Source organism: Flavobacterium sp. GCM10023249, assembly GCF_042653365.1.
Classification (GTDB): domain Bacteria; phylum Bacteroidota; class Bacteroidia; order Flavobacteriales; family Flavobacteriaceae; genus Flavobacterium.
This window is the reverse complement of record NZ_JBHSHZ010000009.1, coordinates 23,874-38,278: the sequence shown is the minus strand read 5'-3', so window position 1 is coordinate 38,278 and position 14,405 is coordinate 23,874. Positions and strand designations below refer to the sequence as shown.

The window sequence follows — 14,405 nt, the reverse complement described above, 5'->3', positions numbered from 1 at the left end:
TATAAGCGCAAATCCAATAGCACAATTTGCGCTTTATCGTTGTTTACAATTGCGTTCACACAATCGAATGATTTCCTCGATTCGGTTTTTTCGAGTTGCTTCTCGCTTCGCCTGATTTAGCCAATACAAATAGCTTTTGCGATAGGAATTGCTGAAATTTTGGTAATTCGTAAAAGCAATTGGGTTTGAATCAAATGCCAATTGTAAATCATCAGGAATTTCATGGTTTTCGACAGCATCCAAAGAAGTCCAAGAGCCATTTTGTTTGGCAGTTTCAATTTTCTTCAAGCCACTTTCATGCATTAACCCATCGGCAACAAGTTGTACGATATAGGTTTTATTGAGTTTACTCCACACACTTTTGTCTTTTCGTGGTCCAAAGGCTTGTTTTCGCTTTATATCATCCATTCGTTTCACAGTAGAATCAATCCAACCATAACATAAAGCTACTTGAACGGCTTCTTCCCAGCGCATACTTTCAAATTCAGAATCTACTCGATAGAAAATTAATTCTACACCATTAGAGTCTAAATGATTTTCATGCAGCCATTCACGCCATTCCTGTGCGTTTTTGAAATAGAGTAGGGGTTTGGTCATTTAAGTGGTAGATTTTGTTTTCTCTGTCGCTAGAAAATGGTGAAGGGTTCCTGCTGTAAGCAAAGCAATTGAAATTACCCAAAGATAATATCCCGATTCAAAAGAAATGATTTTTGCCATACTGCCGCTTTCGGCTCCCAAGATTTCTTTCCAAAAACGGAAAGAGGAAGCTAAAAACAACGCTGCCAGGGAAGTTGTAATCGCCAATTTATTGTTGAAAATCAAAAGTAGTATCGTTAATAGACATAGTGGGTTTGCAAACCAAATGATCCATTCCAATACTGCACCACCTAGAATTGCCGTACTACCCATTAGAAAATAATTGGATGATGGGATTGCAACAATTTCTTTAAAATCAATTACAATGCATGTTTGTGTGAGTGAAATGCTAAATAATAGCAAGCTTAAGCCAATTATGACTCCTAATTTCCCTTTTTCTTTCACTTCTTATTATTTAATTATCGCGGTACACGCCACTCTGCCACCTGCATTTCCTGTAGGTTGTGTAGTAAAATCATCACTTCCTTTGTGAACAATAATACTTTTTCCTACGATATTTTTAGTTTCATCATCACAACCAATACACCATTCGTCGGTTTCGAATTTTACGATTGCGTTGCCATTTGCATCGGCAGTGAAGTTTCCAATATCACCTTTGTGGTATTCGGATGAACCCCATTTGCCATGTTTCTTGAAAGTAGGATTCCAATGGCCACCAGCAGATGACGCGTCGGGTGCAGAGCAATCCGATTTTTCATGGATATGTATCGCATGTTCTCCGGGGGTTAATCCTTTGATATTGGCTACAAAGGAAACCACACCGTTTTTTTCAGTAAAAGCAGCCGAGCCGGATACTTGTGTATCGCTTTTGGGTTGCAACATCAATACTAATTCGTTTTTATTGCCTGAAGTTGTTTTACAGGCCATGATCAATGCAAAAACGGAAAGACTTATGATGGTTATTTTTTTCATAGTATGTCGTTTAAAGTTTTGTGTTTTTAACCACAAGGTTTTCTTTTAAATAGTGTAAAGCATATGCTTTTATTTCTTTTTCAGATAATCTATCCGATTCGAATTCAATGAAGAGCTGATATTCATCATCATTATGCGAATAGGCAAAACCGTTCACTTTTTTATCATTCTTCGAAAAAGAATACTCCATATAGTTGCCCAATTCTGAATTGTTTTCAGTTGGTTTGACTTTAAAATCGGAATGATTTTTCAGTTGCTTCAGATTTTCTTCAGCCTTTGATTTACTTTCGAAATCATGAACCAATAAGGTAACGTCGTCTTTAAATTTTGAACCAAAACGCAAGGAATCGTCATGCGTATTTTGAAGATACGCTTCTTTTGGGATTCGTATTTTGGACAATAAATCAACATGCACTAAAGTGTCTTTGTTTAGTTTCTGTATTGAAAACTGATCTAAAAAAATACTGTCAAGAGTACTGATTTTTGCGTACGAATCATTGAATACATCTTCACCTGTTTTGCTGATTTGTTCATTGATCATTCGCAATGACGTACTGATTTGATCCTGATTGCTTTGTACGGAATTGTCATACGAGTTGGATCTCGAACTGTTAGAGCATCGTGTAGCGATGCGAAAAACAGCAAACAAAATCAAGCATACACTTAAAACGATTCTCCAGGGGCTATTATTTTCCATATTAGTCGATTACAATATTTGCAATTGTTTTTCTTTTCGTATTCTGATACCTGTAAATTACTTTAGAGATGTTGTAGGTTTTCTTCATTTCTAATAATTTTTTGACTTTTTCATCTCTTAGCATATTTTCTTTGAGAAAGGCAACTGTTTCTGGATCTCTTAACATAGTTGCAAATTCATCGGGCACTTCAGTAATACATACAAGACTATTCCCTTTGTCCAATTCCATTTTTAATAATTTGGTGTGATCTTGTTCGTTTTCTAATGGTAAACTACTATTGATTGCACCTAGTATTTTTTGTAATTCGGCATTTTTGGATGTGCCAAAACTGATTTCAGAATTCTCTAAGCCTTTGTTTTCAGCCAAAAGTTTATCCATCATTGCTTTATCCAATTTTATTTTTTCAAGGATGAAGTTGTCCAACGAACGGAATGTCAGATTTACAGTAGCACCATCTTTAATCAAATCACCGGCCTGATCCATAACCAAAGCACTTGAAATGGTTTTGGGTAGCATTTTGGCACCGATATCTTCTTTACATTCTTCTTTCTTTAAATTCAGATCAAAATCAATGTCAATAATGATTTCTTCCAAAGCTCTTTCTCCTTGGATTTTGGCTTCGGTTCGGTAAATAAGATCATTTTTGAACATATAGGCAGCTTCGTTGTATTCCCGAACAAAGTCATATCCTTTTTGTATTTTATTTTTGCAACCTGCTACTAGTAACGTAGCAGTAAGTACGAGAGTGAGTAATTTTTTGGAATGCATAAATTTGAATTTGGTTTAGGTAAATTTACTAAATAAAACGAAATCTAGTTTAGATTTTCTATAAAGAAAAAAGCCACAGTAGAATTAACTACTGTGACCTTTCCCACCAAACTAATTAAAATTTAAATTTTAGAAACAGTATTTGTTTTCTGCGATTAATTTAGCAGCGATAGTTTCGCGTAATTGAACCACATTAGGCATGTTTACGTATTTTGTAAAACGACGTAAGCCCATTAACATCATACGTTGTTCGTCACCTTCAGCAAAAGAAACAATTCCTTCTTTACCTTTTTGACTAATGATGTCTACTGCTTGATATAAGTACAATTGAGCCATAGCGATTTGTTCTTTTACGTTTTCTGCACCTTTCGCTTTCGCTAATTTTTCAGTACGTAAAATTCCAGATTCTGCCATGTAGATTTCGATTAACATATCCGAAGCCGCCATCAATAATTGTTGGTGCGCTTCTAAATCCGGACCGTATTTTTGTACAGCTGCTCCGGCAACCATTAGGAATGATTTTTTCAATTTACCGATCAATTCTTTTTCTTCAGCAAATAATTCTGTGTAATCTGGAGTGTCAAAATCAGGAATACCCATTAATTCCTCAGCAACTTTCATTGCAGGGCCTAATAAGTCTACGTGACCTTTCATTGCTTTTTTCACTAACATACCTACAGATAACATACGGTTGATTTCGTTAGTTCCTTCATAGATACGAGCAATACGAGCATCTCTCCAAGCTGATTCCATAGGAGTTTCTTCAGAGAATCCCATACCACCAAAGATTTGGATTCCTTCGTCAGAACAGTTTTGGATATCTTCAGAAACTGCTACTTTTAAGATAGAACATTCGATTGCGAATTCTTCCACACCTTTTAATTCAGCTTCTTGATGAGTAGAACCTTCCGCTTCTCTAGCGTGAATACGATCTTCGATAGATTTTGCAGCACGGTAAGATGCTGATTCACCTACATAAGCATTGGTTGCCATGTTAGCTAATTTAGCTTGAATAGCACCAAAACTTGCGATAGGAGTTTTAAATTGAACTCTCTCAGTAGCATATTTAACTGCTTCTGTAATTGTACGACGTTGTGCATCCAAACAAGCAGCCGCCAATTTGATACGACCAACGTTTAATGCGTTCATTGCAATTTTGAAACCTTCACCACGACCCGCCAACATATTTTCAGCAGGAACTACTGTATCATTAAAGAATACCTGACGAGTAGAACTTGCACGGATACCTAATTTGTGTTCTTCTTCACCTAAAGTGATTCCGTTAGGGTTTGCAGCATCATACTCAACGATGAAACCAGTAATATTTTTATCATCTTCTATACGAGCAAAAACGATCATTACATTACAGAAACCTGCATTTGAGATCCACATTTTTTGTCCGTTGATTTTGTATGATTTCCCATCAGCAGATAATTCCGCTTTTGTTTTTCCTGAATTTGCATCAGAACCAGCTCCTGGCTCAGTTAAACAGTAAGCACCAAACCATTCACCTGAAGCTAATTTTGGAACGTATTTTAATTTTTGCTCTTCTGATCCGTATAAAGTGATTGGCATTGTACCAATACCTGTATGTGCACCAAAAGCAGTAGAGAATGAACCAGTAGCTCCAGAAATGTAATCACAAGTCAACATTGTGGAAACAAATCCCATTCCTAATCCACCGTAAGCTTCAGGAACAGCTACTCCTAAGAATCCTAGCTCACCCGCTTTACGCATAGTTTCTTCAGTGTACGCATAGTCTTTTTTCTCAAATCGAACTTTTTCAGCCCATAATTCTTTATCAACGAATTCTTTTACAGAATCGCGCATCATAATTTGTTCTTCCGAAAAATCTTCAGGAGTAAATACGTTTTCGCATTTTGTTTCTTTAACAAGGAATTGACCTCCTCTTGTAATATCTTCCATAATTTTATTTTTTTGATAAAAGAGAAAAGAATAAAGAAAAAAGATTATTCTAATTTAGAAATGAACCCAGAAATCATTTTCTGTAATTCTATAATCTTGTTTTCTAATTCTATCCCTTTTTCATTGGTTATATAATTGTTTTGTAATGCTATTAGTAATTGTGTTTGTAATTCAAAAGAAGAACCAAGGCTAATATTTAGAAAGTGTTTGAAATGATTGTTTACTCTATTTGATCCTTCTGCAATATTGGAAGGTATTGAAACAGATGCTCTATTCATTTGACTTACTGAACCATACACTTCATTTTTTGGAAAATCTAATGTTATTTTATGTATGTCAGAAGTAATTTCCATCGATAACAACCAAATTTTTAGATTTTTAAAGTTGTGCTTCATAAGTCTTTTCTCTTTCCTCTTTTCTCTTTCCTCTTTAACTTTTTTCTAATTACAATAATTCAAATATACCAGCAGTTCCCTGACCAGTACCCACACACATGGTTACCATTCCGTATTTGTTACCACGACGTTTCATTTCGTCAAATAACTGAACAGAAAGTTTTGCACCTGTACATCCTAGAGGGTGACCTAAAGCAATCGCACCACCATTTACGTTGATGATTTCAGGATTTAAGTCTAACTCACGGATTACTGCTAAAGATTGTGCAGCAAATGCTTCGTTTAACTCGAATAACTCGATATCAGAGATTTTTAAACCAGCTTGTTGCACTGCTTTTGGAATTGCTTTTACAGGACCGATACCCATGATTCTTGGTTCAACACCCGCAGAAGCGAAGTTTACCAAACGTGCAATTGGCTCAAGGTTTAATTCTTTTACCATTTCTTCGCTCATGATTAAAACGAAAGCAGCACCATCACTCATTTGGGAAGAGTTACCAGCAGTAACCGAACCATCTGCAGCGAAAACAGGTTTTAAACCAGCTAATGCTTCTACAGAAGTTCCAGCTCTTGGTCCTTCGTCTTTGGTTACAGTGTAGGATTTGGTTTCTTTTTTCCCGGCTTCATTTAAGAAAGTCTGTTCAACAGTGATAGGAGCAATTTGAGCATCAAATTTACCTTCAGCTTGTGCTTTTAAAGCTTTCATGTGTGATTGGTACGCAAACTCATCCTGATCAGCACGAGAAACGTTGAATTGTTTTGCAACAGCTTCAGCCGTTAATCCCATTCCCCAGTAATAATCTTCGTGACCAGCAGCAGCAGCTTTATAATCAGGCGTTGGTTTGTAACCACCCATTGGAATATAACTCATACTTTCGGCTCCACCAGCAATGATACAATGTGCCATTCCTGATTGGATTTTAGCTGTAGCCATACCAATAGTTTCTAATCCTGACGCACAGTAACGGTTTACAGTTACACCCGGAACATCATCTACTTTTAATCCCATTAATGAAATCAAACGACCAACATTAAGTCCTTGTTCTGCTTCCGGCATGGCATTTCCAACCATTACGTCATCAATTCTTGTTTTGTCAAAACCTGGCAATTGCGCCATCATATATTCGATGGTTTCAGCGGCTAATTCATCAGGTCTTTTGAAACGGAACAATCCTTTTGGTGCTTTACCAACGGCTGTTCTATATCCTTTTACTATATATGCTGTTTTCATATTTTACTTTTTAGAGAAAAGAAGAAAGAGAAAAGATGAAAGAAAATTTCTTTATTCTTGCTTCTTTATTCTTGTTTCTAGTTTCTAAGCGGTTTTCCTTTAGTTAACATAAATTGGATACGTTCCAATGTTTTTCTTTCTGTACAAAGTGATAAAAAAGCTTCTCTTTCGATATCTAACAAGTATTGTTCAGTAACCAATGTAGGTTCAGATAAATCACCACCTGCCATAACGTAAGCTAATTTGTTCGCTATTTTCTGATCATGTTCGGAGATGTATTGACCGGCTACCATTTGATCTGTTCCCACTAAGAACATACCTAAAGCTTGTTTTCCTAATACTTTAATGTCTTTGCGACGTGCTGGTTGTGTATAACCGGCTTCAGCCATTAATAAGGCATGTTTCTTCGCTTCAGCAATTTGACGGTCTTTGTTTACAACTACAACGTCTTTTCCTTTTTGTAAGATGCCTAAATCGAAAGCTTCGTAAGCAGAAGTTGCTACTTTGGCCATACCGATTGTCAAGAAGTATTCTTGAAGCACATTTAATTCAACGTCGTTTTTGCGGAATGTATCAGCAGCACGTAAAGCCATTTCTTTAGAACCACCACCACCAGGGATTACACCAACACCAAATTCTACCAATCCGATGTACGTTTCAGCGGCAGCAACTACTTTATCAGCGTGCATTGAAAGTTCACATCCACCTCCTAATGTCATTCCGTGAGGAGCAGCAATAACTGGAATTGAAGAGTAACGAGCGCGCATCATTGTGTCCTGGAACATTTTGATGGCCATGTTCAACTCATCGTATTCTTGCTCAACCGCCATCATGAAAATCATTCCGATATTCGCACCAACAGAGAAATTAGCGGCTTGGTTACCAATTACTAATCCGTTGTATTCTTTTTCGGCTAAATCGATAGCTTTATTGATTCCTTGAAGAACACCACCACCAATTGTATTCATTTTTGAGTGGAATTCTAAGTTAAGGATTCCGTCACCAATGTTGTGAACAGTGCAATCTGCATTACCCCAAACTTTTTTAGTTTCACGGATATTGTTCAAGATGATAAATGCATCTTGTCCTGGAATTTTAGATTGAGATTTTGAAGCAATGTTGTAGAAATGAGTCGCTCCTTCTTTTACGGTATAGAAAGACGTATTTCCGCTAGCCACCATATCATTAACCCAAGCAGCTGGTTCATAACCTTCTGCTTTCATTAACTCGATACCTTTTTGAACACCAATAGCGTCCCAAATTTCGAAAGGTCCATTTTCCCATCCGAAACCAGCTTTCATGGCATCGTCAATTTTGTAAAATTCGTCTGTAATTTCAGGAACTCTATTCGATACATAAGCAAACATTGAAGAGAACGATTTTCTGTAGAATTCTCCTGCTTTGTCTGTTCCTTTTACTAGTACTTTAAATCTATCAATAGGTTTTTCGATAGTTTTTGTCATTTCAAGTGTTGCAAATGACGCTCTTTTATTAGGACGATATTCTAAAGTGTTTAAGTCTAATGACAGAATATCTTTTCCTTCTTTTTTGTAGAAACCTTGTCCTGTTTTACTTCCTAACCATTTGTTTTCCATCATTTTGTTGATGAAATCAGGCAATTTGAATAATTCGTGTGCTTCGTCGTTTGGACAGTTTTCATAGATTCCATTAGCAACGTGTACTAAAGTATCTAAACCTACTACATCGACTGTGCGGAAAGTTGCTGATTTAGGACGACCAATAACCGGACCAGTTAATTTGTCAACTTCCTCAATCGTTAATCCCATTTCTTTTACTAAATGGAATAAACTTTGGATTCCGAAGATTCCGATTCTGTTTCCAATGAATGCCGGAGTATCTTTAGCTACAACTGAAGTTTTACCTAAGAACTGTTCACCGTAGTTATTCAAGAAATCCAATACTTCTGATGAAGTTTGTGGACCAGGGATAATTTCAAATAATTTCAAATAACGTGCTGGGTTGAAGAAGTGTGTTCCGCAGAAGTGTTTTTGGAAATCTTCACTTCTTCCTTCACTCATGAATTTGATTGGAATACCAGAAGTGTTTGAAGTAATTAAAGTGCCAGGTCTTCTGTGTTGGTCAAGTTGTTCGAAAACTTGTTTTTTAATATCCAAACGTTCTACAACTACTTCGATAATCCAGTCTACATCTTTGACTTTGGTAATATCATCAGTTAAATTCCCTGTTGAGATACGATTTGCAAATTTTTGATCGTAAATAGGAGAGGGCTTCGATTTTAAAGCGGCTGCCAAGCTATCGTTTACGATACGGTTGCGGACTGCTTTATTTTCAAGTGTTAAACCTTTTTTCTGCTCAATTTCGTTAAGTTCGCGAGGAACAATGTCTAGTAATAGAACTTCGACACCGATATTAGCAAAATGACAAGCAATACCTGAACCCATGATACCGGATCCAACTACCGCAACTTTTTTAATAACTCTTTTCATTTTCTAATTCTTCTGGTTGATTGAATATGTTTTTATCTTGAATTAATTCATTGATTATTTCGGCAACTTCCATGAAGTGTAGGATTTTTTCATCCGAAACATGCTTTCTGACACTTTCATTAAATTTAAGAACGGTTTGTTTTGATAATTCACGTTTCTCTTTTCCTTCCTTTGTGAGGTATATTAAAACGCCTCTACCATCGGCAGGATTTGGTTTTCTGTAAATTAATCCTTTTTCTTCCATTGATTTCAGCGTTCGGGTTAAACTTGTTGGTTCCATTCCCATGCGACTGCTAATGTTAGTTGAAGGTGTACCGTCTTCTTTATCTATACTTAAAAGTGCAAATCCTACAGCCATCGAACCACCATATTTGGTTGCCTCTTCGTTGTACATACGTGATACTGCTTGCCAGGTTGCACGTAATACATAGTCTATAGTTTTATCTTTCATAAATTTGTTCTAGTAAATCAAAAGTAATAAAAAATATTATGCACGCATAATAAATTATGAAAATTTTTATCAGAATTTATAACAAATAAAAAAACTCCCTTTGTTTGAGGGAGTTTTGAAGTGTAATTTTCTATAATTATTTCAGTTTGCCGGAAATTAATCCGATAACTCCACCTACTATTGCAGACATGAATATGTTGATGGCTACATCAAGTAGCATATTTGTTGGGTTGAATGCCATGTTTGAATACATAAAGAAATTCATTGAAAGTCCATAAAAAAATCCAATGATTGCACCCGCTGTAACTCCACTTGTAAACTTTGCAATATGTGCCCATTTGTTAAAAACGAAAGACAATAAGAAGGCATAAGTTAAACAGCCTAAAAAAATAAAAGTAAGATTTTCATTTTCACTTGGTGGATAGATGTTTTTAAATAACATTCCATAAAAAACCCAGCCTAATAAAAAATCGACAATGCCGCCTAGAATTCCCCCAATAATAAAATTTTTTAAATTCATCTTTTTTTGTTTTTGGTTAGTGAAGTGAATTTAATAAATTTATTCTAACAAATTGGTTTAGAGGTGTTTATTTTTTATCAAACTTGTTTTGATCTACATCTTTGAGGAATTGAATGACGCCAGGAATATAGGTTTTTTGGTCGTCGTATTGTGAGAGATGACTTCCGTTTGCACAGTATAAAAAGCGGCCATTTTGAACTTCTTTCGACATCCATTCCATGTGTTTTGGATCCATTGTGTCATATTTTGAACCAATGACTAATGTTGGAACAGTAATATTTTTCAATTGATTTCTTACATCCCAATTTTTTAGTGTAGCATCACCGGTTATTCCGAATTCGCTTGGTCCTTGCATATAAATATACACATTCGGGTTTAAATGTTTGAAACAACGGTTAACGGCTTCAGGCCATTCGTTTAGTGGTTTTCTAAGAATATGTTCGGTATAGTAGTATTTAAAAAGTAAATCGGCATACTTTGGATTTTTATAATCCTTGTTTTTTTCAAAATTTTTAATTTGTTCGAATACTTCTTTTGGTAATTGCGGACCTAATACTTCTTCTGCATATTTATTATATTCTGGCGCACTTGACATCATGTTGGAGATGATCAAGCCTTTTAAATTTTTCTGGTACTTGAAAGCGTATTCCATGGCAAGTATTCCGCCCCAAGATTGTCCTAATAAATAGAAATTATCTTTGTTTAAGCCAAGGGCAATTCTGACTTGTTCAACTTCTTCTACAAAACGTTCGTTGGTCCACAAACGATTATCGTTAGGTTGATCACTGTAATAAGATCCCAATTGATCATAATAGATGTATTCGATACTTTCGTTAGGGAAATAGCCATCAAAGCATTCGTACAATTCGTGTGTTACGCCTGGTCCACCATGAAGTAATAAAACTTTTATTTTTGGATTGTTACCAATGCGTTTTGTCCAAACTTTGAATTCGCCAGCAGGAGTTTTTATTGGAATCATTTTAATTCCTCCTGTAGCTTGGTCGTCTCTTTGGGAGAAATTGAAGTAGTTGTCCTTAATGTTGTCTTCTTTGTTTTTACAACCCAACAAAAGTATAGTGATAAGCGAAAAACAAAGAAGCAAATTAAGTTTCATAACGTTATATTTTAGTTGTATATTCTATCGTAAAGTCCTTTGTATTTTTCAAGAACTACTTTACGTTTCAGTTTTAGGGTAGGAGTAAGTTGTCCGCCATCAATTGACCAAATATCAGGAGTTAATTCAAATCTCTTGATTTTTTCCCAATTTCCGAATTTGGTATTAAAAGTATCAATTTCTTGTTGGATTCTTTCAATGACCGCTTTGTTTTCTACAATTTCTTCGTTGGTTTTTCCGATTTCGATTTTATGAATAGCAGCCCATTCCTTTATAAAATCAAAGCTTGGCTGAATCAATGCACCAGGCATTTTCTGACCGTCACCAATTACCATAATTTGTTCAATAAAACGGGATTGTTTCATAGTGTTTTCCAAAAGCTGTGGAGCAATGTATTTTCCACCAGATGTTTTGAACATTTCCTTTTTACGGTCTGTTATTCGTAAGAAACCTTCGTTGTCAAATTCACCAATATCACCTGTATGGAAATAGCCGTCAGTTATAACTTCACTGGTTAATTTTTCATCTTTGTAATAGCCCATCATTACATTAGGTCCTTTACAAAGTATTTCACCGTCTTCAGCAATTTTAACTTCAACGTTGTCAATTACTTTTCCAACGGTGCCCACTTTAAAACCTTTATTTCGTTGGTCGTTAACGGTGATAACGGGAGAAGTTTCGGTTAAACCGTATCCTTCCATGATTGGAATTCCTGCTGCCGCAAAAACGCGTGTTAGTCTTGGTTGTAAAGCAGCACTTCCTGAAACCATCATATCTAGGTTACCGCCTAGTCCTTCCTGCCATTTACTGAAAATTAATTTTCGGGCTATTTTTAATTGAAATTCGTACCAAAAACCATTGGCTCCGTAAGGTTCGTAGCGTAAGCCTAAATCAATTGCCCAAAAGAATAACTTCTTTTTCAGGCCACTTAATTCAGTTCCTTTTTGATATATTTTGTCATAAACCTTTTCCAGAAGTCTTGGAACGGCTGACATTACATTAGGTTTAACTTCTTTTATATTGTCACTTAACTTTTCGATTGACTCACCGAAATAAATTGAAACGCCATAATATTGGTACAAATACAATATCATACGCTCAAAAATGTGACAAACAGGTAAAAAACTCAATGCTCTGTTTTTGCCAGCAGCAAAAGGAATTCTGCTCGAGCTGTCAATTACATTGGAGACAATGTTACTGTGTGATAACATTACCCCTTTAGGTTTTCCGGTAGTTCCTGAAGTGTATATAATGGTGGCTAAATCATTTGGATGAACGCTATTTTTACGTTCTTCAACTTCGTCTTGATTGGAAGTGTCTGCGCCAAGTGTTACTAATTCTGACCAATGTGCCTCACCTGCGATTTCGTTAAAAGTAAATACTTTAGTTAACGATGGAACATTTTGCTTGATAGCATTTAATTTGTTCAATACTTCGATATCTGAGACAAAACAAAATTTAGATTCTGAATGATTTAAAATGTATTCGTAATCTTCTTGTGAAATTGTCGGATAAATTGGCACTGTTTGTGCTCCCGTCTGTAAAGCGCCGATATCCATAATATTCCACTCCGTTCGATTGTTGGATGAAATTATGGCGATTTTATCGTTTTTTTGAATTCCAAGTCGTAGAAGCGCTCTTGAAACTGCATTGGCTTTGTCAATATATTCCTGTGTGGACGTTTTAACCCAAACTCCGTCGTATTTTGTTACTAAGGCATCCGGTTTATTTTGTTTATCTAATTGATAATAAGGAAAATCAAATAATCGAGTAATTTTGGTCATTATGGTGTTCGCTATATAATTGGGATTGCAAAGTAAAAAAATTTAACAAGAATGACAATTTTTTATCATTTTTTAAAATCGAGTGATGCAGAATTAACACAAAAACGCTTTCCTGTTTTGGTGGGTCCATCGTCAAAAATGTGTCCTAAATGGCCACCACATTTTGCACATAAAATTTCAGTCCTAACCATCCCGGCAGTTAAGTCTTTTTTGTATTCTATTTTACCTGGAATAGCTTCGTCGAAAGAAGGCCATCCGCAATGGGATTCAAATTTAGAATCGCTTGTGAACAAAGGCTCACTGCAGCCTCCACACACATAAGTTCCTTTTTCAAAGTGAAGATTGTACTCTCCAGTATGTGAATATTCTGTTCCTTTTTCTCTTAGAATTCTATAGCGTTCTGGACCCAATTGTTCTTTCCATTCAGCGTCACTTTTTTCTACTGCGTATTTCATGGTTTTGATTTCTTTTTTAGAAGTTGTTTTTTTTTCCTGGCCTTGACACGATGAAACAAACAGGAAAACCAATAGGACGGTGTATTTTAAAATGTTAATCATAAATAAATGATATTGATTTGTTAATAACTGTTGTGTCGCCTAAAATCTTCCGATGACCTAATTTTTGAGTTATGAAAAGTTCTCCGTTGGGAAGATTTTTATGAATGTTTCTACCGCAAAAAACAGGAACTTCATAATCATTTTCATCATGGATAACCAATGTTGGAATCATAACATTTTTAGCAGCTTCATGTGCCGCATAGCTTTCCATAGGTTCGCCGAATTTTTTTTCAAAATGATCTTTCATTTTTTCCGCAATGATTGGATTCAATCGCAATTTTGAAACGAAATCTTTAAGTATGTCAATGATTTTGTCACCGCTTCCAATCACAATTAATTTCTTTATGTTTAGTCCTTGCTTTACCGAATTTAACAATGACATGCCTCCTAATGAATGTCCGATAGCGAATTCAAATGGGCCGTATTTTTTTTCCAATTCTAAAATCGATGCAATAAATTCAGGCATCAATGTTGTCGATGTGGTTGATTTTCCATGGGCGGGAGCATCAAAACTTATTGTCGAATACCCTTTTTTTATTAATTCGTCTGCAAATTTCACTAGCTGTGTTCCTCTTCCAGACCAACCATGAACCAATAGTACCTTTTTGTTACTGTTTCCATAATGATAGGTTACTATTTCTTTATTAATTTTAGCAATCATCACCTTTTCTTGTCTGGCATTAGCCTCCATTTCATGTTCACGTTTTGGCACTTTGTGTTTTATAGGTGTCGTGAAAATCCTAGCTCCAATTTTGGTTACTAAATCTTTTGAAAAAAATTGGACGAACTGTAATGTGTATATCAATGGTTTAGGGACTTCGATACCCTGATTTTTTTTTGGTTTCAAAATTTTTTACTTTAAATCGTATGCAATTTAATGGTTTTTTGTCGTTTGGTATAGAATTTGAATCTTAAAATTATGAT

Annotated in this window: 15 protein-coding genes; all 15 read right to left on the bottom strand. The window is 35.6% G+C overall.

Going from position 1 to position 14,405, the window contains the following annotated elements:
- Nucleotides 1-33: 33 nt before the first annotated feature.
- The 15 genes from ACFO7M_RS06825 to ACFO7M_RS06755 all read right to left on the bottom strand — a co-directional run bounded on the left by ACFO7M_RS06825 (nt 34) and on the right by ACFO7M_RS06755 (nt 14,328).
- Nucleotides 34-597: a YdeI/OmpD-associated family protein gene (locus tag ACFO7M_RS06825; protein ID WP_379734775.1), complete on the bottom strand. Its 564-nt coding sequence runs from the start codon at nt 595-597 to the stop codon at nt 34-36.
- Nucleotides 598-1,041 carry a hypothetical protein gene (locus tag ACFO7M_RS06820; RefSeq protein ID WP_379734773.1) on the bottom strand — a complete coding sequence of 148 codons (444 nt, stop codon included), beginning with the start codon at nt 1,039-1,041 and terminating at the stop codon, nt 598-600.
- 6 nt (nt 1,042-1,047) lie between these two features.
- On the bottom strand, nt 1,048-1,569 hold the full coding sequence (locus ACFO7M_RS06815; protein ID WP_379713424.1) for a superoxide dismutase family protein: 522 nt from the start codon (nt 1,567-1,569) through the stop codon (nt 1,048-1,050).
- Nucleotides 1,570-1,579: 10 nt separating this feature from the next.
- Complete coding sequence (locus ACFO7M_RS06810; RefSeq protein ID WP_379734771.1) at nt 1,580-2,266, bottom strand: hypothetical protein; 687 nt, start codon at nt 2,264-2,266, stop codon at nt 1,580-1,582.
- Between the two features lies 1 nt (nt 2,267).
- Nucleotides 2,268-3,035, bottom strand: coding sequence for a hypothetical protein (locus tag ACFO7M_RS06805; protein WP_379713420.1), 768 nt, complete (start codon nt 3,033-3,035; stop codon nt 2,268-2,270).
- A gap of 129 nt (nt 3,036-3,164) precedes the next feature.
- Nucleotides 3,165-4,961 carry an acyl-CoA dehydrogenase family protein gene (locus ACFO7M_RS06800; RefSeq protein WP_379734769.1) on the bottom strand — a complete coding sequence of 599 codons (1,797 nt, stop codon included), beginning with the start codon at nt 4,959-4,961 and terminating at the stop codon, nt 3,165-3,167.
- Between the two features lie 44 nt (nt 4,962-5,005).
- Complete coding sequence (locus ACFO7M_RS06795) at nt 5,006-5,356, bottom strand: four helix bundle protein (RefSeq protein ID WP_379734767.1); 351 nt, start codon at nt 5,354-5,356, stop codon at nt 5,006-5,008.
- A gap of 49 nt (nt 5,357-5,405) precedes the next feature.
- Complete coding sequence (locus tag ACFO7M_RS06790; protein ID WP_250597459.1) at nt 5,406-6,587, bottom strand: acetyl-CoA C-acyltransferase; 1,182 nt, start codon at nt 6,585-6,587, stop codon at nt 5,406-5,408.
- 77 nt (nt 6,588-6,664) lie between these two features.
- On the bottom strand, nt 6,665-9,055 hold the full coding sequence (locus tag ACFO7M_RS06785) for a 3-hydroxyacyl-CoA dehydrogenase/enoyl-CoA hydratase family protein (RefSeq protein ID WP_379713413.1): 2,391 nt from the start codon (nt 9,053-9,055) through the stop codon (nt 6,665-6,667).
- The gene (locus ACFO7M_RS06780; RefSeq protein ID WP_379713410.1) at nt 9,039-9,506 is read right to left on the bottom strand and encodes a MarR family winged helix-turn-helix transcriptional regulator; all 468 of its coding nucleotides are present in this window, start codon (nt 9,504-9,506) and stop codon (nt 9,039-9,041) included. The genes ACFO7M_RS06785 and ACFO7M_RS06780 overlap by 17 nt, the downstream gene beginning before the upstream one ends.
- A gap of 136 nt (nt 9,507-9,642) precedes the next feature.
- On the bottom strand, nt 9,643-10,026 hold the full coding sequence (locus tag ACFO7M_RS06775; RefSeq protein WP_379713407.1) for a hypothetical protein: 384 nt from the start codon (nt 10,024-10,026) through the stop codon (nt 9,643-9,645).
- A gap of 67 nt (nt 10,027-10,093) precedes the next feature.
- On the bottom strand, nt 10,094-11,140 hold the full coding sequence (locus tag ACFO7M_RS06770) for a proline iminopeptidase-family hydrolase (RefSeq protein WP_379734765.1): 1,047 nt from the start codon (nt 11,138-11,140) through the stop codon (nt 10,094-10,096).
- Nucleotides 11,141-11,151: 11 nt separating this feature from the next.
- Complete coding sequence (locus tag ACFO7M_RS06765) at nt 11,152-12,924, bottom strand: AMP-dependent synthetase/ligase (protein ID WP_379713401.1); 1,773 nt, start codon at nt 12,922-12,924, stop codon at nt 11,152-11,154.
- Nucleotides 12,925-12,989: 65 nt separating this feature from the next.
- Nucleotides 12,990-13,379, bottom strand: a complete 390-nt coding sequence (msrB, locus tag ACFO7M_RS06760) for a peptide-methionine (R)-S-oxide reductase MsrB (protein ID WP_379714994.1) — start codon at nt 13,377-13,379, stop codon at nt 12,990-12,992.
- Nucleotides 13,380-13,473: 94 nt separating this feature from the next.
- A complete protein-coding gene (locus ACFO7M_RS06755) occupies nt 13,474-14,328 on the bottom strand; it encodes an alpha/beta fold hydrolase (RefSeq protein WP_379734763.1) in 855 nt (284 codons plus the stop codon).
- Between the last annotated feature and the right edge of the window lie 77 nt (nt 14,329-14,405).

Bases quoted from the DNA above. Each gene is read 5' to 3' on its own strand.
- ACFO7M_RS06825 (WP_379734775.1), bottom strand. From the start codon at position 597: ATGACCAAACCCCTACTCTATTTCAAAAACGCACAGGAATGGCGTGAA.
- ACFO7M_RS06815 (WP_379713424.1), bottom strand. From the start codon at position 1,569: ATGAAAAAAATAACCATCATAAGTCTTTCCGTTTTTGCATTGATCATG.
- ACFO7M_RS06810 (WP_379734771.1), bottom strand. From the start codon at position 2,266: ATGGAAAATAATAGCCCCTGGAGAATCGTTTTAAGTGTATGCTTGATT.
- ACFO7M_RS06805 (WP_379713420.1), bottom strand. From the start codon at position 3,035: ATGCATTCCAAAAAATTACTCACTCTCGTACTTACTGCTACGTTACTA.
- ACFO7M_RS06800 (WP_379734769.1), bottom strand. From the start codon at position 4,961: ATGGAAGATATTACAAGAGGAGGTCAATTCCTTGTTAAAGAAACAAAA.
- ACFO7M_RS06795 (WP_379734767.1), bottom strand. From the start codon at position 5,356: ATGAAGCACAACTTTAAAAATCTAAAAATTTGGTTGTTATCGATGGAA.
- ACFO7M_RS06790 (WP_250597459.1), bottom strand. From the start codon at position 6,587: ATGAAAACAGCATATATAGTAAAAGGATATAGAACAGCCGTTGGTAAA.
- ACFO7M_RS06785 (WP_379713413.1), bottom strand. From the start codon at position 9,055: ATGAAAAGAGTTATTAAAAAAGTTGCGGTAGTTGGATCCGGTATCATG.
- ACFO7M_RS06780 (WP_379713410.1), bottom strand. From the start codon at position 9,506: ATGAAAGATAAAACTATAGACTATGTATTACGTGCAACCTGGCAAGCA.
- ACFO7M_RS06775 (WP_379713407.1), bottom strand. From the start codon at position 10,026: ATGAATTTAAAAAATTTTATTATTGGGGGAATTCTAGGCGGCATTGTC.
- ACFO7M_RS06770 (WP_379734765.1), bottom strand. From the start codon at position 11,140: ATGAAACTTAATTTGCTTCTTTGTTTTTCGCTTATCACTATACTTTTG.
- ACFO7M_RS06765 (WP_379713401.1), bottom strand. From the start codon at position 12,924: ATGACCAAAATTACTCGATTATTTGATTTTCCTTATTATCAATTAGAT.
- msrB (WP_379714994.1), bottom strand. From the start codon at position 13,379: ATGAAATACGCAGTAGAAAAAAGTGACGCTGAATGGAAAGAACAATTG.